This is a genomic window from Candidatus Krumholzibacteriia bacterium (assembly GCA_035268685.1).
In the GTDB taxonomy this organism is placed as follows: domain Bacteria; phylum Krumholzibacteriota; class Krumholzibacteriia; order JAJRXK01; family JAJRXK01; genus JAJRXK01.
This window is the reverse complement of the sequence record DATFKK010000083.1, coordinates 1-22,853: the sequence shown is the minus strand read 5'-3', so window position 1 is coordinate 22,853 and position 22,853 is coordinate 1. Positions and strand designations below refer to the sequence as shown.

Annotated in this window: 20 protein-coding genes; 6 read left to right on the top strand and 14 right to left on the bottom strand. The window is 69.2% G+C overall.

Translation table 11 applies throughout. From position 1 onward, the window contains the following. The 3 genes from VKA86_08235 to VKA86_08225 all read right to left on the bottom strand — a co-directional run. The coding region (locus VKA86_08235) for a thiamine pyrophosphate-dependent enzyme (GenBank protein ID HKK71193.1) at positions 1-2,091 on the bottom strand (2,091 nt) is incomplete at its 3' end. A 148-nt stretch (positions 2,092-2,239) separates the two neighbouring features. Next, positions 2,240-2,854 (bottom strand): 30S ribosomal protein S4, encoded by a 615-nt coding sequence (gene rpsD / locus VKA86_08230; GenBank protein HKK71192.1) that lies wholly within the window; start codon positions 2,852-2,854, stop codon positions 2,240-2,242. A gap of 177 nt (positions 2,855-3,031) precedes the next feature. Then, complete coding sequence (locus VKA86_08225) at positions 3,032-3,814, bottom strand: Hsp33 family molecular chaperone HslO (protein ID HKK71191.1); 783 nt, start codon at positions 3,812-3,814, stop codon at positions 3,032-3,034. A gap of 164 nt (positions 3,815-3,978) precedes the next feature. Between VKA86_08225 and VKA86_08220 the strand changes: the two genes are divergently transcribed. Both VKA86_08220 and VKA86_08215 read left to right on the top strand, forming a co-directional pair. After that, on the top strand, positions 3,979-6,573 hold the full coding sequence (locus tag VKA86_08220) for a S9 family peptidase (protein HKK71190.1): 2,595 nt from the start codon (positions 3,979-3,981) through the stop codon (positions 6,571-6,573). Between the two features lie 53 nt (positions 6,574-6,626). Then, complete coding sequence (locus VKA86_08215) at positions 6,627-7,226, top strand: hypothetical protein (protein HKK71189.1); 600 nt, start codon at positions 6,627-6,629, stop codon at positions 7,224-7,226. A 64-nt stretch (positions 7,227-7,290) separates the two neighbouring features. Here VKA86_08215 and gcvP read toward each other — a convergent pair whose 3' ends face one another. From gcvP to VKA86_08160, 11 genes are all read right to left on the bottom strand, one after another. Beyond that, positions 7,291-10,194 (bottom strand): aminomethyl-transferring glycine dehydrogenase, encoded by a 2,904-nt coding sequence (gene gcvP, locus VKA86_08210; GenBank protein HKK71188.1) that lies wholly within the window; start codon positions 10,192-10,194, stop codon positions 7,291-7,293. Positions 10,195-10,400: 206 nt separating this feature from the next. Next, a complete protein-coding gene (locus VKA86_08205) occupies positions 10,401-11,975 on the bottom strand; it encodes a methyl-accepting chemotaxis protein (GenBank protein ID HKK71187.1) in 1,575 nt (524 codons plus the stop codon). 65 nt (positions 11,976-12,040) lie between these two features. Further along, complete coding sequence (locus tag VKA86_08200; protein HKK71186.1) at positions 12,041-12,466, bottom strand: phosphate ABC transporter substrate-binding protein; 426 nt, start codon at positions 12,464-12,466, stop codon at positions 12,041-12,043. Between the two features lie 18 nt (positions 12,467-12,484). Next, positions 12,485-13,810 (bottom strand): hypothetical protein, encoded by a 1,326-nt coding sequence (locus VKA86_08195; protein ID HKK71185.1) that lies wholly within the window; start codon positions 13,808-13,810, stop codon positions 12,485-12,487. Between the two features lie 244 nt (positions 13,811-14,054). Next, a complete protein-coding gene (locus tag VKA86_08190) occupies positions 14,055-14,849 on the bottom strand; it encodes a hypothetical protein (protein HKK71184.1) in 795 nt (264 codons plus the stop codon). Between the two features lie 113 nt (positions 14,850-14,962). Continuing rightward, the gene (locus VKA86_08185; GenBank protein HKK71183.1) at positions 14,963-15,178 is read right to left on the bottom strand and encodes a toxin-antitoxin system HicB family antitoxin; all 216 of its coding nucleotides are present in this window, start codon (positions 15,176-15,178) and stop codon (positions 14,963-14,965) included. A gap of 19 nt (positions 15,179-15,197) precedes the next feature. Continuing rightward, positions 15,198-16,100, bottom strand: coding sequence for an SPFH domain-containing protein (locus VKA86_08180; GenBank protein HKK71182.1), 903 nt, complete (start codon positions 16,098-16,100; stop codon positions 15,198-15,200). A gap of 118 nt (positions 16,101-16,218) precedes the next feature. Further along, entirely contained in the window at positions 16,219-16,401 is a 183-nt protein-coding gene (locus VKA86_08175; protein ID HKK71181.1) for a CPXCG motif-containing cysteine-rich protein, read from the bottom strand. A 104-nt stretch (positions 16,402-16,505) separates the two neighbouring features. Then, positions 16,506-17,741, bottom strand: a complete 1,236-nt coding sequence (locus VKA86_08170) for a hypothetical protein (protein ID HKK71180.1) — start codon at positions 17,739-17,741, stop codon at positions 16,506-16,508. Positions 17,742-17,778: 37 nt separating this feature from the next. Further along, positions 17,779-18,393, bottom strand: a complete 615-nt coding sequence (locus VKA86_08165; GenBank protein HKK71179.1) for a hypothetical protein — start codon at positions 18,391-18,393, stop codon at positions 17,779-17,781. After that, the gene (locus VKA86_08160) at positions 18,390-18,947 is read right to left on the bottom strand and encodes an RNA polymerase sigma factor (GenBank protein HKK71178.1); all 558 of its coding nucleotides are present in this window, start codon (positions 18,945-18,947) and stop codon (positions 18,390-18,392) included. Before VKA86_08160 ends, VKA86_08165 begins: the two co-directional genes overlap by 4 nt. Before the next feature lie 203 nt (positions 18,948-19,150). Here VKA86_08160 and VKA86_08155 point away from each other — a divergent pair, with 203 nt between their 5' ends. The 4 genes from VKA86_08155 to VKA86_08140 all read left to right on the top strand — a co-directional run bounded on the left by VKA86_08155 (position 19,151) and on the right by VKA86_08140 (position 22,528). After that, complete coding sequence (locus tag VKA86_08155) at positions 19,151-19,723, top strand: DUF445 family protein (protein HKK71177.1); 573 nt, start codon at positions 19,151-19,153, stop codon at positions 19,721-19,723. Positions 19,724-19,814: 91 nt separating this feature from the next. After that, entirely contained in the window at positions 19,815-21,089 is a 1,275-nt protein-coding gene (locus tag VKA86_08150) for a radical SAM protein (protein ID HKK71176.1), read from the top strand. Between the two features lie 10 nt (positions 21,090-21,099). After that, positions 21,100-21,417, top strand: a complete 318-nt coding sequence (locus tag VKA86_08145; GenBank protein ID HKK71175.1) for a hypothetical protein — start codon at positions 21,100-21,102, stop codon at positions 21,415-21,417. A gap of 130 nt (positions 21,418-21,547) precedes the next feature. Continuing rightward, a complete protein-coding gene (locus VKA86_08140) occupies positions 21,548-22,528 on the top strand; it encodes an integron integrase (GenBank protein ID HKK71174.1) in 981 nt (326 codons plus the stop codon). Positions 22,529-22,853: the final 325 nt, after the last annotated feature.

Genomic DNA, 22,853 nt, shown 5'->3' with positions numbered 1-22,853 from the left:
GTCGGCGATCCCCGCGCCGGTCGCCCGGCACTCGTCGACGACCAGCACACGATCGCAGGCTGCGGCGTGCAGACGCAGGGCCTCGAAGGGCAAGGGGCTCAACCAGCGCAGGTCGAGCACACGGGTCTGCAGTCCGTGGTCTTCGCGGAGTGTGCGGGCCGCGCGCAGGCTCATGCGGAGGCCGTTCGCGTAACTGACGATCAGCAGATCGGTGGCCTCGGGGTGATGAATTCCGACCTCTCCCGGCAGCAGGACGGCACCCGGGCCGTGGGGTACCGGGTAGTCGCTCAGCCAGCCCCCGTCGCCCTCTTCGTGGAGATCCTTCTCGTGGTACAGCGCGATGGGCTCGAGGAACACGCTCACCCGGCCGTTCTCGGCTGCGGCCGCCGTCACTCCGCGCAACATGCGGGCCGCGTCGTCTCCGCGTGAGGGCGCGGCCAGGATCAGGCCCGGGATCTCACGCAGCGCGCCGATGGCGTTGTCGTTGTGGAAGTGCCCGCCGAAGCCGCGCTGGTAGGCCAGGCCGGCCACGCGCACGACCATGGGATTGCGGAACTGCCCGTTGCTGAAGAACTGCAGCGAGCAGGCTTCGCTGCGCAACTGGTCGATGGCATTGTGCAGATAGGCCAGGTACTGGATCTCGGGGATCGGCAGGAGGTCCAGGTGTGCGAGTCCCTGGGCGAGTCCGAGGATGGTCGTCTCGTCGAGCAGCGTGTCGAAGACGCGGGCCCGGCCGAAACGCTCCTGCAGGCCGGTGGTGACGTAGTACACGCCCCCCTTGCGGGCGACGTCCTCGCCGAAGACCAGGATCTCGGGGCGTCGGATCATCTCGTCGGCCAGGGCGGCGTTGACGTGTGCGGCCATGGTGCGCTTGGTCGGGGCCCTTGCGGCCTCCGGGAGCTGCCCACCGAAGACGCGCTCGCGCGCGGCGGCGTCGACCTCGGTGGTCGCCGAGCGGTGGACGCGACCCGCGTGGAAGGGGGCGAGCGGAGCGGCGACTTCGGCTCCGTCAGACAGCTTGGGTCGCTGCACGACGTAGCGGGCGGCCTGGTCGATCTGGCGCTGTGTTCCTTCGAGGATCGCCATGAGCTCCTCGGCATTGGTCGCGCCGGTCTCGAGCAACAGCCGCGCGTTGTGCAGCAGTGGATCCTGCGCCTCGACCCGTTCGATCTCCTCGACCGAGCGGTAGGTGGTCTCGACGTCGCTGCCCGCGTGGCCCCACAACCGCACCATGGGAATGCGCAGGAACACTGGCTTGCGTCGTTCCCGGCACACCGACAGGGCCTTCTCGACGGTGTCCCAGACCTCGACGAGGTCGCCGGTGGTGACCGCGAAGTACTCGAGCTGGCTCAACCCGCTGAAGCTGTCGGCGATCCAGCGGCGCGGTTTCTCGACACTGATACCCACGCGGTTGTCCTCGCACACGAAGACCACCGGACAGGCATTGCCGCGGCGGAAGGCATAGCGCGCGGCATTGATCCCACTCAGCGCGGTGGCGTGGTTGGCCGAGGCGTCGCCGAAGCTGCACAGGACGACGGCGTCCTCGGGCAGTGCGGACTCCATTCCGAGTTGCGCCCGGCGGCCCAGGGCGAAGGCCGTGCCCATGGCCTTGGGCAGGTGCGAGGCGATGGTGCTGGTCTGCGGTGGGACCCACATGCGGCGACTGCCCCAGACCTTGTGGCGACCACCGCTGATCGGATCGTCGCTGCTTGCCACGAAGCTGAGCAGGGTGTCGAGGATGGGATCGACCGTCGGATCCTTGCGCGAGCGGGCCATCATCAGCGCCCCACTGCGGTAGTGCAGGAAGCAGGGGTCGGTCAGCCGTAGCTGGGCGCCGATCACCGCGTTCTGCTCGTGGCCGGCGCTGGCGATCGTGTAGAAGCTCTGGTTCTCCTGCTTGAGCCGCCGTGAGGCCGCGTCGAGCAGGCGGCTGCGGACCTGGTCCTGGAACAGTTCCACGGCGCGGGCGGCAGTGAGCGACGAGCCGTCGCGCAGTGGAGCGTCGCGCCCGAGGCGATGAACGGGCGGCGGGGCCGCTTCGATGGCGCCCACCAGGTTGGACTGAACGATTTCGACGCGGCTCTTCAGCATGGTCGGGTCCGGTGAGGTCGGGGATCGAGCGATCGAGCCAGCCTAGCAGCGCGCCGCGGTACGGGCCACTGCGGGTGCTGTTCCCGCACATACGAAAGGCCGCCGGCGATCGCCAGCGGCCCTCGCGGAGTCGCGGTCGCGATCGGGACTACATGCGCTTGGCGTAGTACTCGATCACGAGGTTGACGTCGATCGGGAAGAGCAGCGTGTCCTTCGACGGTACGCTGGTCAGCTCGACCTGCATCTTCTGCGCGTCGTGGACCATCCACGACGGACGCTCGTGGGCCGGATGCTTCCAGGTCTCGTTGACGATCTCGAAGTTCCGGGCCTTCGGGCTCACCGTGATCTTCTCACCGGGCGCCACACGGTAGCCGGCGCGATCCATCTTGCGACCGTCGATCATGACGTGGCCGTGGTTCACCAGCTGCCGGGCGGCGGGAATGGTGGCCGCGAAACCGGCGCGGAAGACCACGTTGTCGAGGCGGCTCTCGAGCAGTTCGAGCAGCTTGCTGCCCGACTCGCCGGAGCGACGCGCCTCTTCCATGAGCTTGCGCAGGTGGCGTTCGTGGACTCCGTAGTTGAAGCGCAGCTTCTGCTTCTCCATGAGCTGCTTCTTGTACTCGGAGTCCTTGCCGCGGCGGCGGCTCAGCCCGTGCTGTCCGGGCGGGTAGGGACGCTTTGTCGTGCTCTTGCGCGACAGGCCCGGCAGGTCGGTGCCGAGACCGCGCATCTTCTTCAGGCGAGGGCCCGTGTATCGGGACATGGTGCGATTTCCCGTGATCGTGTCCGTGGATTCGACCGGCGGCTCCGATCGGGGAGCGGGCCGGTCACCCCGGGCGATTCTGCGGCACTGGTGCAGGCTCCGGGGCAACGGTGCGCCGAGAGGACGACGCAAGTTCCAAAGAGTACCGGATCGGGACGAAAGCGCAAGCCGGCCGGCTCAGCGCAGGCGATCGAGCGCCCGGTCGAAGGCCTCGCGATCGACCGACCAGAGGGCGCCGCAGCGCGGGCAGCGCGCCTCGACGGACGCGTCACCCTGGAACAGGGCCTCGGGATCCTCGCCGAACATTCCGGCCAGGACCCGCGCGACCCGCTCTCCGTCGCAGGTGCAGGCGAAGGTGAAGGTCCGGCTCTCGATCGGCTCGCGTGAGGACTCGCGCAGGGCGCGGACGTCGACGCCGTCGAGCCCGCGGATCCAGGCGGCGTCGGCCCCGGGAAGGGCGAAGACGGCGGCCATCTCGGACGACGAGAGCTCGACGAAGCGCACCGCGAGCTGCTCGCTGCGATGGAAGTACTGCTGGAAGATCTCGAACAGGTCGATCCCGTCCACGCTCAGCACGCTGCGCGTGGGCTCGCGCTCGGGGTGCGATCGCTGCACGTAGAGGCGGTTCTCGCCGATCGTCTCGACATCGTCCACGAAGTAACGACCGGTCAGCGTGCTGTCGGGCCCGCCGCCGGCCGCGAAGACGTTCGCCGCGGGCCGGTGGACGTTCAGGGTCCACGCCGTGGACTCCTCGACCACGCGGAACGACAGCTGGAGCGCCGCCCCCGCCAGGGCCTGGTGCATCATCACCGTGCCCAGGGGGTCGAGAGGTAGATCCAGGCGACGTGCGTGGGCGTGGTAGGCCTCGAACAGCGCTCCGAAGTCGCCGAAGCCGAGCATGGCATCGCGCTCGCGCAGGATGTGGCGTTCGACGGTGGCGGTGGTTCCGGTCTGGCTCACGGTTCGATTCCCGGTCCCGAGGGCTCTCCATGCTATCGACGGTGCCGGGACGTGGCCACCCGTCCTGCGCCGTGGCCGCTATGGGCTTGGGTGCGTCCGGCGGGGCGGCTACACTCGCGGCTTCGTCGCTCGTACCACCGTCCCGGACTCCCCGGAGGGCTCCGATGTCGTACCGCTCACTGCTCCGCACCGTCCTCGTCGTCCTGTTCGTGGCCGCGCCGGCCGTCCGGGCCCAGGACGACGACACCGAGACCACGACGATCGAGATCGACCGGTGGCTGGCGATGCCGCCCGTGCCGGTCCTCGCGCCGGCCTTCGCCGACGATCCCGGCCCCGCGCTCGAACGCGTGGAGCTGCCGGTGTCGGACCTCGAACTGCGCCCCGACGACGCGTGGCGCTTCCCGGGCAGCGACGAGGAGTTGCAATGGGAGGAGCTGACCGGGTATCCGACCGCGCTCGGCGCGATCGGCGAGGCCCCGCAGGTGCGGGTGCTGGCCGCGCGGATCCACGCCGCGGGCTTCACCGGGGCGACCGTGCGCGTTCGCTCACTGCACCGCCTGAAAGTGCTGCTGAACGGCGAGGAACTCGGCACGAAGACCGATCTCGACGATTTCGACGCCGAGTCCGAGCCGGGCAAGGTGGAGAAGGAGGTCGAACTCACCACGGGCGACCACACCCTGCTGGTGGTGGCCGAGGGAGCGCCCGGCCGCGACGAGGCCTGGGCGGTGGAGGCCGCGATCGAGGTCGCCGCCGCCGACGCCGGCGACCTGGCCACGTCGAACCGCACGCAGCGTCGCCTCGACTTCGGCGACGTCATCGACCTGCACGATCCCGGCAGTACGGACCTCTCGCCCGACGGCCGCCTGCTGGCGCTCACCGTGAGCCAGCCCTCGGCGCACACCGAACGCCGGCGCAGCTGGATCGAGTTCCTCGATCCCGACGACGGGCGGATCGTGCGTTCGCTCGAGGGCATCGGCAGCCTCTCGGGCTTCGAGTGGGCGCCCGACGACCCGGTCGACCGCTTCGGCTTCGTGTCGCGCGACGACGGCAAGGCCATCCTGTGGGTGGGCAGCGTGCAGGGGGGCGCGCCCGAGGCCGTGCTGCGCGACGTCGAGAACCTGGGCGAAACCCGTTGGATGCCCGACGGCCGCAGCATCGTGTTCTCGCGCAGCGAGGAGGGCTCCGAGGATCCGGAGAACTTCAAGCGCTACCGCGGCCTGACCGATCGCTGGTCCGGTGACCGCGACGTCAGCTCGCTGCACCAGGTGTCGGTCCCCGACGGCATCGTCCGTCGCCTCACCGCGGGGGATCTGTCGACCTCGTTGCAGGACGTGGCCGCCGACGGCGCCACCCTGCTCTTCACGCGCAACCTGCGCGACGACGCCACGTGGCCGTTCCGCCGCACCGAACTCGTCGAGCTCGACCTGGAATCGCTCGAGGTCGAGGTCCTGGCCACCGAGCCCTGGGGCCTGGGCGCGCGCTACGACCGCAGCGGCGAACGCATCGCGATCACCGGGCCGCCGCAGGCCTTCGCCGGCGTGGGGCTGGCCGTCGACGACGACGTCGAGGCCAACTTCTACGAGACCCAGCTGTTCCTCATGGACCGCGACACGAAGAACGTGCGTCCGCTGTCGCGCGACTTCGATCCGCAGATCAACGCCGTGGCGTGGGTCGGCGACCGCGACGAGATCCTCGCCTCGGTGACCGACCAGTCGTACGGGCGCCTCTACACCTACGACGTCGAGCGCCGACGCTGGGAGCAGCTGCCGACCGAGCCCGAGGTCGTGTCGTCGATGGCGATCTCCCGCGACGGGCGCACGGTGGCCTTCACCGGAACCGGCACGAACACGCCCCAGGCGGTGTGGGCCGGAAAGCTGCGCAACTGGAATCCCGATCGTGTCCGCGCCTTCGACACCGAGCGTCTCGAATCGATCCGCTTCGGCAAGGTGGAGGACTTCGACGTCCGGCTCGGCGACGACACGATCATCGGCCGCGTGTACTACCCGCCCGACTTCGACGAGTCCGAGACCTACCCGACGATCGTCTACTACTACGGGGGGACCTCGCCGGTGACCCGTGGCTACGGCGGTCGCTACCCCAAGGAGTGGTGGGCGGCCAACGGCTACCTGGTCTACGTCATGCAGCCGAGCGGCGCGACCGGCTTCGGGCAGGAGTTCGCCGCGCGTCACGTGAACGACTGGGGCAAGACCGTGGCCGACGAGATCATCGCCGCCACCGGCGCGTACCTCGGGGCCCACGACTTCGCCGATCCCGACCGCCTGGGCTGCATCGGCGCCAGCTACGGCGGCTTCATGACCATGCTGCTGACCACGCGCACCGACATGTTCGCGGCGGCCGTGTCGCACGCCGGCATCAGCTCGATCAGCAGCTACTGGGGCGAGGGCAACTGGGGCTTCGCCTACAGCGCCGCCGCCACCGCGAAGAGCTATCCGTGGAACCGTCCCGACATCTACGTCGACCAGAGCCCCCTGTTCGCCGCTGACGAGGTCACCACACCGCTGTTGCTGCTGCACGGCGGCATCGACGACAACGTCCCGCCCGGCGAGAGCGAGCAGATGTACACCGCCCTGCGCGTGCTCGGCCGCGAGGTCGAGTACATCCGGGTCGAGGGCGAGCGCCACTGGATCCTGCAGTACGACAAGCGCAAGCGCTGGTCGGAATCGATCGTGGCCTGGTTCGACCGGCACCTGAAGGACGACGCGGGCTGGTGGGACCATTTGTGGCCCGCCGACGAGTAGGATGGAGTAGGATCGGGGCGGCTCCGTTCCTCTCGCCGTTCGGAGGTGGTCCCATGAAGGTGCTGGTCCCGATCGTTCTGCTGGTGCTCCTTCCCGGGCTCGCCTGGTCGCAGGCCGAGCCCGGCGACGCCGGATTCTTCGCCGACGCCGAGGGCACGCTCAGCGCGATGCCTGCCGACGTGGGGACGGTCCAGTCGGTGTACGTGGTCGCCTTCGACCTGCCGACACCGCTGTTCGCCTACGAGTTCGGGGTGGACGGGTTGCTCGAGTCCGGCGCGATCGTCCTGAGTCTGACGGTGCCGTGGCCCTTTCCGCCGATCACCGACCCCGACTACGACTCGGTCGTGGTCGGGACCGGCAGTTGTGTGGAAGCGACCGGTGCCGTCATGCTGGCGCGGATCGACTTCTTCGTCCCGGCCCCGATTCCCGACGACACCGCCGTTTGCCTGACGGGTTCGGATCCGTCGTCGTTTCCCGACGGGCGCCCGGGCTGGCAGGATTGCGAGGGGGAGATCCATCCCTTCACCCCGGCGACCGACGGTGGCGAGGCCTACCCGGACGCCTGCGTGATCCTGAACGCGACCCTGCCGAATCCCTTCCATCCGGTCGACGCCACGGCCTCGAGCTTCGGGGCGCTGAAGGCGCGCTTCTGAACGCACGAACGCCCCGCCGACGATCGACGGGGCGTTCTGCGGACTTCCGCGGCGGAAGCGGCGTTCAGACCTCGGCCATCTCCTCGACCGGCGGGCACGTGCACACCAGGTGGCGGTCGCCCCAGGCGTTGTCGACGCGGCCGACCGAGGGGAAGAACTTCGCGTCGCGCAGCCACGGCTTCGGCCAGCCCGCCTGCTCGCGCGAGTAGGGGTGCGGCCAGTCGTCGCGGGTGAGTTCGGCCAGGGTGTGCGGCGCGTTGTGCAGGACGTTGTCGTCGCCGTCGGCGGTGCCGTCCTCGATCGCCCGGATCTCCTCGCGGATGGCGATCATGGCCTCGCAGAAGCGGTCGAGCTCGTCCTTCGACTCGCTCTCGGTGGGCTCGACCATGAGCGTGCCCGCCACCGGCCAGCTCATGGTGGGGGCGTGGAAGCCGTAGTCCACCAGACGCTTGGCGATGTCGTCGACCGTGACGCCGGCCGAGTCCTTGAAGGCGCGCACGTCGAGGATGAACTCGTGGGCCACGCGTCCGTTGCGACCGCTGTAGAGGATCGGGTAGTGGTCGCGCAGGCGGTGGGCCATGTAGTTGGCGTTGAGCACCGCCATGCCGGTGGCGCGGCGCAGGCCCTCCTCGCCCATCATGCGCATGTACATCCAGCTGATCGGCAGGATGCTCGGGCTGCCCCAGGGGGCGGCCGACACCGGACCGATCGCCTGCTCGCCGCCGGTCTCCACCACCGGGTGACCGGGCAGGAAGGGCGCCAGGTGCGCCTTCACGCCGATCGGGCCCATGCCCGGGCCGCCGCCGCCGTGCGGGATGCAGAAGGTCTTGTGCAGGTTCAGGTGGCAGACGTCGGCACCCATCGAGCCCGGCGTGGTCACACCGACCTGCGCGTTCATGTTCGCGCCGTCCATGTACACCTGCCCGCCGTGGGCGTGGACGGTGTCGCAGACCTCGCGCACGGTCTCCTCGAACACGCCGTGCGTCGACGGGTAGGTGATCATGAGCGCCGACAGGCGGTCGGCGTGCTTCTCGGCCTTGGCCTTCAGGTCGTCGAGGTCGATGTTGCCGGCGTCGTCGCAGTCCACCGACACGACCTTCATGCCCGCCATGACCGCGCTCGCCGGATTGGTGCCGTGGGCCGACACCGGGATCAGGCACACGTCGCGGTCGTGGTCGCCGCGGGCGTGGTGGTAGGCGCGGATCACCAGCAGGCCGGTGTACTCGCCCTGCGCGCCTGCGTTCGGCTGCAGCGACACGGCGTCGTAGCCGGTGATCTCGCCCAGGGTCGATTCCATCTGCCGGAAGAGTTCGCGGTAGCCCTCGGTCTGGTTCTCGGGCGCGAAGGGGTGCAGGCGCCCGAACTCGTTCCAGGTGACCGGGGCCATCTCGGCGCTGGCGTTGAGCTTCATCGTGCACGAGCCGAGCGGGATCATCGAGTGCACCAGCGACAGGTCGCGCGACTGCAGCTTGTGCAGGTAGCGCAGCATCTGGTGCTCGCTGCGGTTCTCGTGGAACACCGGGTGCGTCATGTAGTCGCTCGTGCGCGCGAAGGCCGGATCGACCTCGGTGCTCGCCTCGGCGGCCAGGGGTTCGACCTCGGGCGTCTCGGTGTCGGCCGGGGTGAGCGACTCGAGGATCGCGGTGACTTCCTCGGCGGTGGTCGGCTCGTCGAGGGCGATGCCCACCGAGCCGTCGTCGAACCAGCGGAAGTTCAGGCCGCGCTGCTCGGCCGCGTAGCGCACCGCGGTGGCGTCGATGCCCTGCGGCGTGATGCGCACCGTGTCGAAGATCGGGCCGTCGGCGACCTCGTGGCCGAGCCGGCGGGCCGCGGTGCGCACCAGTTCGGCGAGTCCGTGCACGCGGGCGGCGATCCGTCGCAGGCCGTCGGGGCCGTGGTAGACGCCGTACATCGAGGCCATCACGGCCAGCAGCACCTGCGCCGTGCAGATGTTGCTGGTGGCCTTGTCGCGGCGGATGTGCTGCTCGCGCGTCTGCATGGCCAGGCGCAGCGCCGGCTTGCCGGCGGAGTCCTTGCTCACGCCGATGATCCGGCCGGGCATGAGCCGCTTGAAGTCGTCGGCGGCGGCCATGAAGGCGGCGTGCGGTCCGCCGAAGCCCAGGGGTACGCCGAATCGCTGGCTCGAGCCGATCGCGATGTCGGCGCCGAACTCGCCCGGCGCGCGCAGGAGCGTGAGCGCGAGGAGGTCGGCGGCCACCACCACGCGGGTGCCGTGGGCATGGGCGCGCTCGGCCACGCCGGCCAGGTCGACCACGCGGCCGTCGGTGGTCGGGTACGAGGCCAGGACGCCGAAGTAGTCCTCGCCGCTCGGGTCGAAGTCCTCGAGGTCTCCGACCACGACGTCGATTCCCAGCGGCGTGGCGCGCGTCTCGACCACCGCGATCGTCTGCGGATGGCAGTCGTCGGACACGAAGAAACGATGGCGCTTCTGCCGGCCCACTGACCAGCACATGCCCATGGCCTCGGCCGCGGCCGTGGCTTCGTCGAGCAGCGAGGCGTTGCTGAGCGGCAGCGCGCACAGGTCGCTGACCATGGTCTGGAAGTTCAGCAGCGCCTCGAGCCGTCCTTGCGAGATCTCCGCCTGGTAGGGCGTGTACTGCGTGTACCAGCCCGGGTTCTCGAGCACGTTCCGCTGGATCACCGCCGGGGTGAGCGTGTCGTGGTAGCCCATCCCGATGAAGCTGCGCATCACCCGGTTGCCCGCGGCGATGCCGCGGATCTCGGCCAGGGCCTCGCTCTCCGTCCGCGGGCCGTCCAGCGCCAGGCGTTCGGGCAGCCGGATCCCCGCCGGCACCGTCTCGTCGATCAGGTCGTCGATCGAGGCGATCCCCAGGGCGGCCAGCATGGCCTCGGTGTCGGAGTCCGAGGGGCCGAGGTGGCGGGGGACGAAGGAGTCGGTCGGCCGGAGGAGGTCTCCCCCGGAATGGCTGACGTGCGCGCGCGACATGGTCGGCGTCCTTCGGCGGGGAGGAGGTGCGGTGGGACGTCGGGGCGGGGTCGGTGGCCCTCGCCGGCGGCAATGTAGCACGGGCGTCGTGAGGGCGCACACATCGCCGGCATACGGTCGGCGGGGCCCGGATCAAGGCAACGGCCGGACCCCACGAGGGCCCGGCCGTGCGTTGCTCCCGCGGGAGCGGGGGGCGCGGGACGACTCTAGTAGCGGAACTGCCCGACCAGCGACTGGAGCTGCTGGACCATGGTCGACAGTTCGTTGGCGGAACTCAGCGTGGAGTCCGCCCGGTTGCTGGCGTCCTGGGCCGACCGCGAGACCAGCGCCACGTTCTGCGTGATCGCCGAGCTGCCCTGGGCCGCCTTGTTCACGCTCTGGGTGATCTCGCGCGTGGCCGCGCTCTGCTCCTCGACCGCCGCGGCGATGGTGGTGGCGATGTCGTTGATCCGCCCGATCACCGCACTGATCTCGTCCATGGCCGTGACCGAGCGCTGCGTGCTCTCCTGGATGTAGCGGATCTTCTCCGTCGACTCCTCCGTCGCCCGCGCGGTCTGCGAGGCCAGTTCCTTGACCTCGTTGGCCACCACCGCGAAGCCCTTGCCCGCCTCGCCGGCGCGCGCGGCCTCGATGGTGGCGTTCAGCGCCAGCAGGTTCGTCTGCTCGGCGATCGACTCGATCACCTTGATCACGCTGCCGATCTCGGTGCCCGCGGCGTCGAGCTCGCCGATCCGCTGCGTGGCCTGCTGCACGTTCTCGACCGCCATGCCCGTCTCCTGGGCAGCCAGCGCGGCGTTCTGGGCGATCTCGTCGATCGAACTCGACATCTCCTCGGAGCTCGACGCGGCGCTCAGCGCACTGGCGTTCACGTCGTTGCTCTCGCGTTCGGCGGCCTGCGAGCGCTCCATGGTCTGCGTGGCGGTGGCCCGCATCTGTTCGCTGACCTCGTGCAGCGACTGCGCCGACCGGCCGACCACGTCGGTGTTCTGGGCGACGGCCTTGATCGCGTCCTGGATCTTGCCGACGAAGCGGTTGAAGGTCTCGCTGAGCTCGCCGATCTCGTCGTTCGAGTGGACGTCGAGTCGCTGTGTGAGGTCGCCTTGCCCGTCGGCGATGTCGGCCATGCGGTCGAGGATGGTGTGCAGCGGGGCGGTGATCATACGGGTCGTCACGTAGCGAACGGCCACAATCGACACGGCAATGACCACGGCGAAGAGGGCGAGACTCACCACGCGGGCGCGCTGGCTGGCGGTCTTGGCGTCGGCCAGGGTGCTCTGCAGGTTCTCGCTGGTGTGGTCGACGTGCGACTCGTGCTGCGCCAGCAGGGATTCGCGCTGCGACGCGACCGCGCTCCGGGCCTCGGCCGACGCCGCCGCGAAGTCGCCCTGCGCCATCTTCCGGTACAGGTCGAAGGCGGCGGAGTTGTAGGCCTCGGTCTCGTCGATCGCGCGGTCGATGTCGGCCGCTAGGTGTTCGTCGAGTCCTTCGAGGGCCTGGATCTCGCGGAGCCGCTCCAGGAGGGTCGCCCCCTTGTCGCGGGCCTTCGTCAGCATCTCCTGCTCGCCGAAGATCACGCCTTCCTCGAACAGACGCGACTGGTCCTCGAAGTCGGTCAGGACCTTCTGACAGTGCTGCGCGGCCGGGAAGCTCGTCTCGGCCGTGGTGCGCAGCGTGGCCTCGGTCTGTCCGTTCTGGACGAAGCCGAGGGTGACGTTGATCAGGTAGCCCGCGAGCAGGATCACGCTCGCCAACCAGACCTTGTGCCGGATCCTCATCGCCATCGCCGGAAATCTCCCGTTCCGGGCCGTCGGGGGCGGATTCCCGTCCGCCCCCTCTCCGGCCGTGGCTAGTCGAGCGCGACGACGGTCACGCCGTCGGTCGCGGTGCTCTCACTCACGTACCCGATCGCGCCCGGCGTGCTCTGCACGAAGGCCACCAGTGCGTCTTCGGAGTCGAACTCCTGCGGCATGGTGCCCTTGCCCGAGAACGCGAGCTTTCGCCAGTAGCTGAGGAACTGGCTCGGGGACTTGCCGACCACGTCGTCCAGGAAGGACTCGTGTGCGGCGCCATCCTTCAGCACGGCGAAGGTGACCTTGGTTCCGTTGTCGAACTTCGTGGTCCTGCCGAGGAAGACGTTCTTCACGGTCTCCGCCGACACGCTGCTGACTCCGGCGTCACTGTTCACGATCACCTTCGGGCCGGCGTGGGCCGGAAGCGCGGACAGTGCGACGAGGGTGACCAGGGCGAGGGCCGTCAGAATGCGGTTCTTCATGGTTCTCACTCCCGGTTCCTAGAAGACGAAGGAGGTCTTCGCCGCGAACATGGTCCAGCTCTCGTCCGGGAGATCGCCGGCGCCGAGAAGGCCCTGATTGATGTCGCTCAGCAGCTGGGCGTAGCCTTCCATGAAATGCGCCTCGAGCTTCACCGTCATGGCGTAACTGACGTCGAAGCGGGCACTGACGGCGATGTCCTGCTGGAAGGCGTTCGGATCGTCGCGGTTCTTGTCGTCGGCGTTCTGGTAGTAGATCGAGTAGTAGCTGCCGAACTCGAGCCACTCGTTCACCCGGTAGCTGCCTTGCGCGTACCAGCTCTCGTAGTTGATCTGATCGCTCGCGACCGCGATGGGGATCTCCGTCATCATGCCGTCCGGTGCCGACGGATCGAACATGTTCGCCGGCAGCTGGGCCACGACCGAGGGCGCCTGCGATTCGAAGTCGCCCTTCCAACGCGACTGCTCGGCCGCGAAGACGAAGTCACCCCACGTGTACTCCGCACCGATCACCGAGAAGTTCGTGTTCTTCGTGGTGAACAGGAGGTCCTGCACGCCGCCGGCCTGCTGGTAGATGCCGGCGAAGTTCGGATCGTTGAACCGGAAGGTGAAGTCGGCGTCGTAGTGCACCAACGAGGCGCCCACGCGCAGGCCCTGCAGGGGCGTTTCCCACTGCAGCGATCCGCCGGCGAGGTAGTTCACCGTGAGGTCGGTCATGTTGGTGCCCGTCGAGATCCCGCCGAAAGCCGGGTCCGGCAGCGCGTCGTAGGCGGCGTCGAAGGTCCGGTCGACCGAGCCGCCCTGCTCCGCACCCGTCGTGCCGTAGAAGGCCGTGTAGTCGATCCCACCGTTCATGCCGGGGATCAGGTTCAGGCGGCCGTAGGCCTGCACGCCGTTCGCGGCGACCAGCAGGTCGCGGTAGCGCATGTCGTAGACGCCCGACGGCATCAACACCGCGGTGCGCGCGGCGTCGAAGTCGGCGGTCTCGTTGTAGAAGCCGTAGGGCATCTTGTAGCGCCCCACGCGGAAGCCGAGCTGGTCGTGCCAGCGGTAGTCGCCGAAGGCCCAGTCGAGCTCGATCTCGTTGTTGCCCAGCGGGCCCAGATCGCGCGCGAAGAATTGCACGCCCACACGCAGGTCGTCCTGGATCTGGCTGGCGATGTTGAAGGCGAACTCCTGGTACTCGGCCGACCCGTCCTCGGTGTCGCCCAGGTAGTTGTTCGCGCTGGAGCGCAGGTAGCCCTGGCTCGCGAAGCCGTGCACGGCCACGTCCTGTGCCGAGGCGGCCGGAGCGGTGGCGAGGACGCACACCAGGGCCATCAGGGCGATGGTCGGAAATGCTCGCATGTCGATTCCTCCGCAGGGCCCCCGTACGGTGGGGCCGCGTTCCACATTCGGTTCTGCGCCTGACTTCGGTCGTGGAGATGGGAGCCCGAAGAAGGACAGCGAACCGCGACTTCGCGGAGGTATCGGCGGGGTCGCGTTCCGCTTTAGAGAATCGTTCGTGGGTAGGAATTTCCGCCGCGGGGTGCGAATCCCCGCGGCGGTGAGGGGTGGGTGGCGGTGAGGGCGTGCGCTCGGCGGTGCCGGGTCAGCGCTCCAGGCGGTAGGTGGCGCGATCGGTGCCCCAGTTGCCCTGATCAGGGTTTCCGGCGACGATCCGGAGCTCGTGGACCTCGGAGTCGTCGTCCTCGAGGGTCGGCAGCTCGAGATCGCCCGCGAAGACGTTGCGGCGGCCCGAGAAGTCCAGCGGAGCGCTCACCACGAGCTCGCCGCCACGCCAGAGTTCGGCGCGGACGTCGTAGTCGGCCGCGTCCCACAGGCCGTCCTCCTCGATCGGGCAGGTGCAGAGCAGCTTCATGCCCGCCTCGACCTCGATCGTGTCGCCGGCGGCGAACGTGGCCTCGGTGGAGGGCTCGATCAGGTTCACGATCAGGCCCTGCAGCGTGAGGACGATGCCGTTGCCCGCGACGTCCTCGCCGGGGACGAGGCGCACGGTGCGCGTGGCGCGGTGCTGCGGGGTCGGGAAGCCCATCGGTCCGCGGGCCTCGACCTCCACCAGCGTGGGCGCGTCCAGGTCGAGGGTGGCGGTGAAGCCGGCCGCACCCTCGGTGTCGAGGCGTTGCTCGCCCCGGACCCATGGCTCGCGGACGATCGCGTCGGTCGAGCCCGTGTCGCCGCGCTGGACCCCCTCGGCCAGGATCCGCCCGGTCGCGGCGTCGCGGACGGTGATCGCCACGCCGCCCGCGACCGAGCCGATCAGCTTGGCGTCGTGCGCGAGCACGCGGACGGTGACCTTGGTCGGTAGACCAGCGTGGGCGGCGGGTTGGACAACGGTGTGGATCGTCAGGGCGGCGAGCAGGGTCAGCACGACGGGTCGAAGCATCACGGAACTCCGGGAAGAGGTGAGAACGGCGCAGGTGAGCGGGGGCGCGAGCTCGTCCCGGGGATACGAGAGGTCGGGCGCGACGACAAGTGCCTTCGCCCGGATCCCCGGTCTCAGTCCGAACCCTTCTTCCGGCGGACCGCTTCGCGGAGCAGGTACTCGATGTGCGCGTTCAGGCTGCGCAGCTCGGCGTCGGCCCAACGACGCAGCTCGTCGTGCAGGTCCGGCGGGAGCCGCACCAGGAACGCCTTGCGCGAGGATCCCCGGCGGGGACCCTCGCGGCGGTCGGGATGCCGTTCGGCATCGTACTTCGGGCGGTCTTCGCTCATGGCTCCGGCCCGAGCGGGGCTAGTTGTACATCGTGCCCGTGTTGATCACCGGCTGGGCGTCGGCCTGGCCGCAGAGGACCACGAGCAGGTTGCCCACGAGCGTGGCCTTCCGCTCGGGGTCGAGCTCGATGATGTCCTTGTCGGCCAGCGAGTGGATCGCGTCCTCGACCATGCCCACCGCGCCGTCGACGATCTGCCGACGGGCCGCGACGATCGCCGCCGCCTGCTGCCGCTGCAGCATGGCCGAGGCGATCTCGGCGGCGTAGGCGAGGTGGCTGAGCCGGGCCTCGATGACTTCGATGCCCGCGCGGTCGAGCCGGTCCTGCAGCTCGGTCAGCAGCTCGTTCGAGACCTCCTCGCTGTCACCACGGAGCGACACCACGTCGTCGCTGTCGTCGGCGTAGGGATGGATGCTCGCCAGCTTGCGGACCGCCGTCTCGACCTGGATGTCGGTGAACTGCCGGTAGTCCTCGACATCGAAGACCGCCTGCGAGGTGTCGCGAACCTGGTACACGACCACCGCACCGATCTCGATCGGGTTGCCGTCGAGGTCGTTCACCTTGATCCGCTCGCTCGCGATGTTCACGGCCTTCAGGGAGACGTCCGTGCGCTTGGCGAAGGGATTCGCCCAGAAGAAGCCCGGATCGCGGACGGTGCCGGCGTACTTGCCGAACAGGACCAGGACCCGGGCCTCGCGCGGCGGGACCACGAAGAGGCCGGCCAGGACGAAGGGCAGGGCGATGGTGGCCAGGATCAGGAGCACGAGGTGGGACAGGTAGAAGGAATCGGTCTGGACGGCGACCCAGACGAAGCTCCCGACGATGGCCAGGTAGAGAATGATGGTCAACGTAAGGAGCAGGCCGCCGTTCACCGGGCGGAGCGTCTTCTCCTTCGAGGGCACGGAGCTGGGGATGGTGGACATGCGAGCGCCTCCGGTTGTCCGGCCCGTGTGCGTCGGGCCGGTGGTTGGATATCGCTATGATATCACATCGGTATCGGAAAGGTATACGCTCTACGGAGGGTGCTCCGGGCGGGTTGCACTATTCGAGGGTGCGGGCCTCGAAGTCGAGCAGTTCGCCGTCCTCGGCCCGCACGCGGGCCAGGATCGGGCGGCAGCAGACCTCGCAGTCTTCCACGTACTCCTGCTCGTCGACCGAGAGGTCGAGGACGAAGACGATCGTCTCCCAGCAGTAGGGGCAGGTGAAGGCGTGTTCCTCGAGCACGGACGGGTCTCCCGGGCGGAGTGCGGTGGGCCGGGAGCAGGAAAGGAGGAGGGCCGGGGTCCCGCCACGGGCCCGGCCCTCCCGTCCACCGGGTGGGCGGTGGATCAGCGTTCGAACTCGATGCGGCGCACGTCGGTCCACCCGACGTACACCGGTTCGTCGGACTCGTCGTAGATCAACAGGCCGTCGTTGGCGTCGCTCACGTCCTGGCTGTCCTCGAGCTCGAGCTCGTGGCCGCCGCGCAGCCCGATCAACGTGGCGTCGTCGTCGATCGGTTCCATCCAGCGGATCCGCTCGAAGGGGATGTCGAACGACACGTCGCGGATGCTGCCGTTGAGCATCTCCCAGCTTCCCGCCTCGTCGAGGTCGAAGACCACACGACCGCGGTGGCGGACCTCGTCGGCGGTGATCACGGTGCCGAACAGCGGCTGCGGTTGCGGATAGTCGTCGTAACCGCGCCCGCTGCCCGGGGCGTCGCGCAGTTCGAGGCGGTCGAAGGCGTCCCACTCGACGGTGACCTTCCCGTAGCGCTCGTCCTCGATCATGATGCCGCGGTTGTCGTCGTCGACGTCGTTGCTGCCGCGCAGGCGCAGACGCCGGCCGTCGCGCAGTTCGACGATCGAGCTGCTGCGGCCGCGTCGTTCGATCGAGGCGATGCGCCCGAACTCGATCGACAGCTCGCCGTCCTCGCTCTCGCCATCGAGGAGGTCGCGCGTGGTGCACTCTTCCTTGTCCCACATGACGAAGCCCTCGAAGGTGCCCGACTCGGTCTCGACGACTCCGTACAAGCGTTCGGAGCCGGGATCGGCCGTGCGCGGGGCGGCGGAGAAGGTGATGGTGCGAATGCGATCCCACTCGAGGTCGATCTCGCCGAGGCTGTCGTCGTACATGCGGATCGCGCGGCCGACGTCGTCGGAGTAGCCGCTCACGTCGAAGGACTCGCCACTGCGTAGGACCACCGTCGCGTCCTCGTCGCCCGTCACCTCGATCCGATCGATGTCGCCGAAGCGGGCCACGAACACGCGCGAGGCGCCCCACCCGTCGTCCTCCCACTCGATGCGCACGTTGAACAGGCGGAACTTGCCGCCACGCTCCTCCTCCTTCTCGCCGAGGTCCATGTCCTCGATCTCGTCGACGTAGGGGAGGTCTTCCTTCAGCGAGTGGAAGAGGTCGTCCCAGAAGGCTTCCTGCCGGCCCCAGCGCATGAAGCCTCGGTACTCGGTGTCGGACTCGGTGAGAACCGTGCCGTGGATGAAGCCGCTGGGATCCTGGGCGCCGGCGGTCGTGCCGCCGAGCAACAGCGCCAGGGCCGTCACGGTGACGATCGGGATGCGGGACATGGTGGTCTCCTCGTGCGCGCGGTCGCGCGGGACGGGTTCAGAAGGCGGCGGGAAGGGAGGCGGTGGATTCACGGGAACGGTCGAAGTCGTCGTCGGACGCGCTGCGGGCGATGCGGGTCTCGCGGGCGGGGCGCCGCTCGTGGGCGCGGCTCTCGGGAACGATGGCCGTCGCCCTGACCTCGTCGAGCAGCGCGAACATCTCGTCGCGGTAGCGTTCGTCGGCGCGCAGCAGTTCGACGGCGAGGTCGACGAAACGCTCGTCGCTCATCGCGCCGGCGTTCTCGCCGAGGCGCACGTCGTAGGCGGTGGTGGTCGTCACCGGGCCGCGGTCGGCGGGGAGCATGCGCGCGAGGCCGAGACCGACGACGATCATGGCGGCCACGCCGACGGCCGCGGCCGCCAGACGTCGGCGCGATCGACGCGGGGCCGGCCGCCGTCGCGAGGCTGGCTGCGGACGCGCGCTGCGATCCGTCGGCACCGACGCGCCCGCTCGGGCGATCATCGCCTGCGTTGCACGCGCCTCGCGCCAGGAGCGGCGGGCGTCGGCATCGTCGGCCATCGCGTCGAGCAGACGCAGCAGCTCGTCGTGGTCGATCTCGTCGTCGAGGGCGAGCGACGCCAGCAGTTCGGGATCGTGGTCGTGGTGGTTCATCCTTCGTTCTCCTCGGCCGCGGTCGGGTCGGCGCGGTCGATCACGTTCGGCCGCAGGTCGGACAGCGCGGCGATCACCCGCTTGCGCGCGCGGAACACCGTGATCTTCACCTTCGACAGCGACCAGCCCGTGTACGCGACGATGTCGGCGTAGGGCATCCGCTCGAGCACCGCCCAGCGGAAGGCCCGGGCCTGGTCGGTGGGAAGGCTGGCGAGCACGGCGTCGATCCTCCGTTGCAGCTCGGCGGCGTCCAGGTCGTCGTCCGGTCCCGGGCCGTGGCCGCGCCGATCCGCGAGGTCGACCTCGTCGCCCAGGTCCGACTCGGTCCGGACCACGTCCGGGCGCCGCTTCAGGTTCAGCACCAGGTTCGTGGCGATCCGGTACAGGTAGGAACGCATGCGCGACGGATCGCGGATCTGGTCCTCGTGCACCATGGCCCGCGCGAAGGCCTCGTGGCACAGGTCCTCGGCGAGCTCCGCCGAACGGAGGCGTCGCCGGAGGAAGGCCCGCAGGCCCGGCGCGTGCGCGCGGTAGGTCGAGGACCAGCTCGTCATGATCGTTCCGACGGTGTGGACACCCGACGGCGCCGTTGGTTACGGCGCCGGGCGGCGGACGGGGACGCGCGGTGTACGGCGGGAGCGTGGCGGGGGTTGCGCGGGAGGGACCGGCGGCGCGGTGGCGGCCGACTCGGCAGGCACCCTATCGTTTGCGCTCGTCCGCCCGTCCGACGTCGGCTGCGATCAGGAGGCCCTGCGCCGTGCCCTGGAATTTCGTCCTGTTCCCACTGGTGGGCGCCGCGATCGGTGCGCTCACCAATCAGATCGCCATCAAGATGCTGTTCCGCCCCTACCGCGAGGTGCGGGTCGGCGGCGTCCGACTGCCGTTCACGCCCGGCGTGATTCCGTCGCAGCGCGGACAGATCGCCCACAACATCGCGACCACCTTCGAGGCACAGCTGCTCGGCGGCGACGAGATCCACCAGGCCCTGACCGGCGAGCGCGCCCGCGGGATCGTCGACGCCAAGGTGCAGGAGATGCTCGACCAGTTCGGTCCCATGGCGAGCATGGTGCAGTCGATGAAGCCCATGATCGTGCAGAAGATCCTCGAGGGGGTCGAGGACATGGCCCTCGACCTCGTGGGCGAGGGCGGCGAACTCGACATCGCGAAGCGGCTCGAGGACAAGATCAACGCCATGGACATCGCCGTGCTCGAGGAGCTGATCCTGGGTTTCAGCCGCAAGCAGTTCCGCCACATCACCTTCTTCGGCGGCGTCCTCGGCGCCGTGATCGGCCTGGTCCAGGCGGCGCTGAGCGTCGCTCTCGCCGGTTGATCACGCTTTCGCAACGGATCGGAGCGATTCCGGGCACCGTCGACGCCGGGTGCTTCCTATTGTTGGGGGACGACCCCAGCCGGAGGCGCTCATGGCCATCGTACCGCACGACGTCCGCACCAATCCGTCCTTGCTCAAGCTCGACCTCTACTGCCGGGGTGCCCGCCTCGACGAGAGCTGCCTGATCGAGGACGCCGGCGGACGCCCCATCCTGCGCACCCGCGCCGGTCTGGGCAGCGGACTCGAGGCCGTGCTGCCCGGAGGTCTGTGGACCAACATCCCCGTGGTCGAGCCCTTCGCCATGGACTCGCCCTACACCGTGAACCACGAGGACGGTCGCTTCTTCCTGCGCCTCGACGGCGAGGAGGTCGGCGACCTCCGGCTGTCGCCCCGGCCCGAGTGGTACGACTGGCGGACCACGACCTCCGACAAGCAGATGTCGAAGATCGGCACCCTGCAGGGGACCTACCTCGGCGTGTATCCCGGTAAGGTGTGCGAGTACTGGACCCGCCCCGTGCGCGACAACTGCAAGTTCTGCAGCGTGGGCCTGAACCTCGGCCACGACGACGCCGACGAGAAGAACGTCGAGGAGGTGCTCGAGGTCGTGCGCGCCGCCCGCCTGCAGAGCGGCATCACCTACGTCGACTTCAACACCGGCCACTACGAGGGCGAGACCTACCTCGACCTGCTCGAGCCCTACATCGTGGCCATCAAGGAGCAGACGGGTCTGATGGTCGGCGTGCAGACCCCGCCCCACAGCGACCTGAAGCGCTACGACGAGCTCAAGAGGATGGGCGTCAACCGCGTCAGCTTCTGCTTCGAGATCTTCGACCGCGAGCGCTTCGTCGACGTGTGTCCCGGCAAGCACACCCAGTACGGACTCGACCGCTACCTCGAGGCCATCGAGTACTGCGCCTCGCTCGGCCCCGGCGACCTGACGAAGTTCGAGCCGTGGGTGACCAACGGCGAGATCATCGCCGGCCTCGAACCACCCGAGAAGAGCATCGAGGCCATCGACTGGATCACCGAGAAGGGCGCCATCCCCACCGTGTGCGTGTTCCGCCCGCTCATCAACACCGACTACGCCGACGAGCCCGTGCCCAGCACCGAGTCGATGGTGCCCGTGTTCGCGCGCCTCTACGACCGCTGCATGGAGAAGCGCCTGCCCGTGGGCGTGGCCCCCAACATCCACGTGTCGTTGGTGATGCTCCCCGAGGAGTGCGAGGGCCTGAGCGACAACCCCGGCGGCCACAAGCTCCACAAGATGAAACTGGCCGGCATGAAGAAGGTGTTCGCGGCCGGTTTCCTGCGTCGGTTGAAGCAGAAGGAACAGCAGTTCCCCGAGTTCGACGGGGTGCGGGCGTAGGGGGGCGGACGTGCGATTCCACCACGTCGGCATTCCCACGAACGAGCCGCAGCCCGGCGAGGTCTATCTCGAGCGCTACGACACCCACTGCACCGACCACGAGAGCAATCCCTACGGGATCCAGTGGATGCGCTACGGTCCCGACTGCCCCTTCCCCGCGATCGTCCAGGCCGTGCCCCACGTGGCCTTCGAGGTCGACGACCTCGACGCCGCGCTCGCCGGCCACGAGATCCTGATCGCACCGAACCGTCCGTCCGACGGTGTGCGCGTGGCCTTCGTCCTGTGCGACGGCGCGCCCGTGGAGTTCCTGGAGTTCGAGCGGGAGTAGGTCCGCGGCGTTGCGCATGCGTGCGCCGTGCGTCGTGCGCTCCGCCTGTGGACGGACCGGGGATGTTCCGCCCCGGAAGCGCGATGTGCTATAAACGGCGGAACCGGCCTCCCGGAAGCGCGCCGCCGCGATGCCGAACCGGCCCCCGCGCCTGCTCGAACGCCTCGACCGTGCAATCGAGGCCCGCCACTACAGTCACCGCACCCGCGACGCGTACCGGCACTGGATCCGGCGCTTCGTGCACTTCCACGGGTGCACCCACCCCCGCGACCTCGGCGCCCGCGAGATCGAGGCTTTCCTCAGCCATCTGGCCACCGACTGCGGCGTGTCCGCCACCACCCAGGAACAGGCCCTGGCCGCGATCCTGTTCCTGTACCGCCGCGTGCTCGAGATCGACCTCCCCTGGCTCGACGGCATCACCCGCGCCAAGAAACCCCGCCGCCTGCCCACCGTCCTCACACGCCCCGAGATCCGCGCCGTCCTCCGCTGCTTGAACGGAACTCCCCAATTGATCGCCATGCTCCTCTACGGCAGCGGCCTCCGCCTGATGGAGGCCTGCACCCTCCGCAACCAGGACCTCGACTTCGGCCGCCGGACCGTGACCGTCCGCCGCGGCAAGGGCCGCAAGGACCGCACGACCGTCCTGCCCGGCGCGGCCATCGACCCCCTCCGTGCCCACATGGCCCGCTGCAGGGAGGTCCACGAGGCCCTGGTGGCCAAGGGGTGGGGCTGGGTCGCCCTGCCCGACCGCCTGGACGTGAAGTTCCCCCGCGCCGGCCAGGAATGGGCGTGGCAGTGGCTCTTTCCCGCCACCCGCAGCTATCGATGCCCCGAGACCGGACAACGCCGCCGCCACCACTTCCACGAGAGCGCCGTCCAGAAGGCCGTGCGCCAGGCCGTCCTGATGTCCCGGATCGACAAGCGTGCGACCTGCCACACCTTCCGCCACAGCTTCGCCACCCACCTCCTCGAGGACGGCGCGGACATCCGCACCGTGCAGGAGCTGCTGGGCCACGCCAGCGTCCAGACGACCCAGATCTACACGCACGTCCTCGGACGCGGGGCCGGTGCGGTGCGGAGCCCGGTGGACGGGCTGTTCGACGAGGGGTGAGGGGCTGGACCGGGAGGCGGGGAGGGGGTAGTCTTCAGAGGAACGCGGTTCGGCCCGCCTCGCGGGGTTCGCGGGGTTGGGGGGAACTGGCCAAATTCAGTTGGAGCCACGCGGATAGACGGAAACGTCATGTTTGGCTCAGAGGTTGGCCGGGGTTCGCGAGAGCCTCGGTGTTTTTGTGTGCTGTAACCTCGCTTCGGGACCGGTCCCAGCGGTTTTCGCATTCGGATACGGCGATTATCTCGGCTTCGAGTTCGCTGCCGGGCTCCGGATACGCCGCGGACCGGCGTTGGTTCTGCGGTTCCGTTCAACGCCGAGTCCTGCG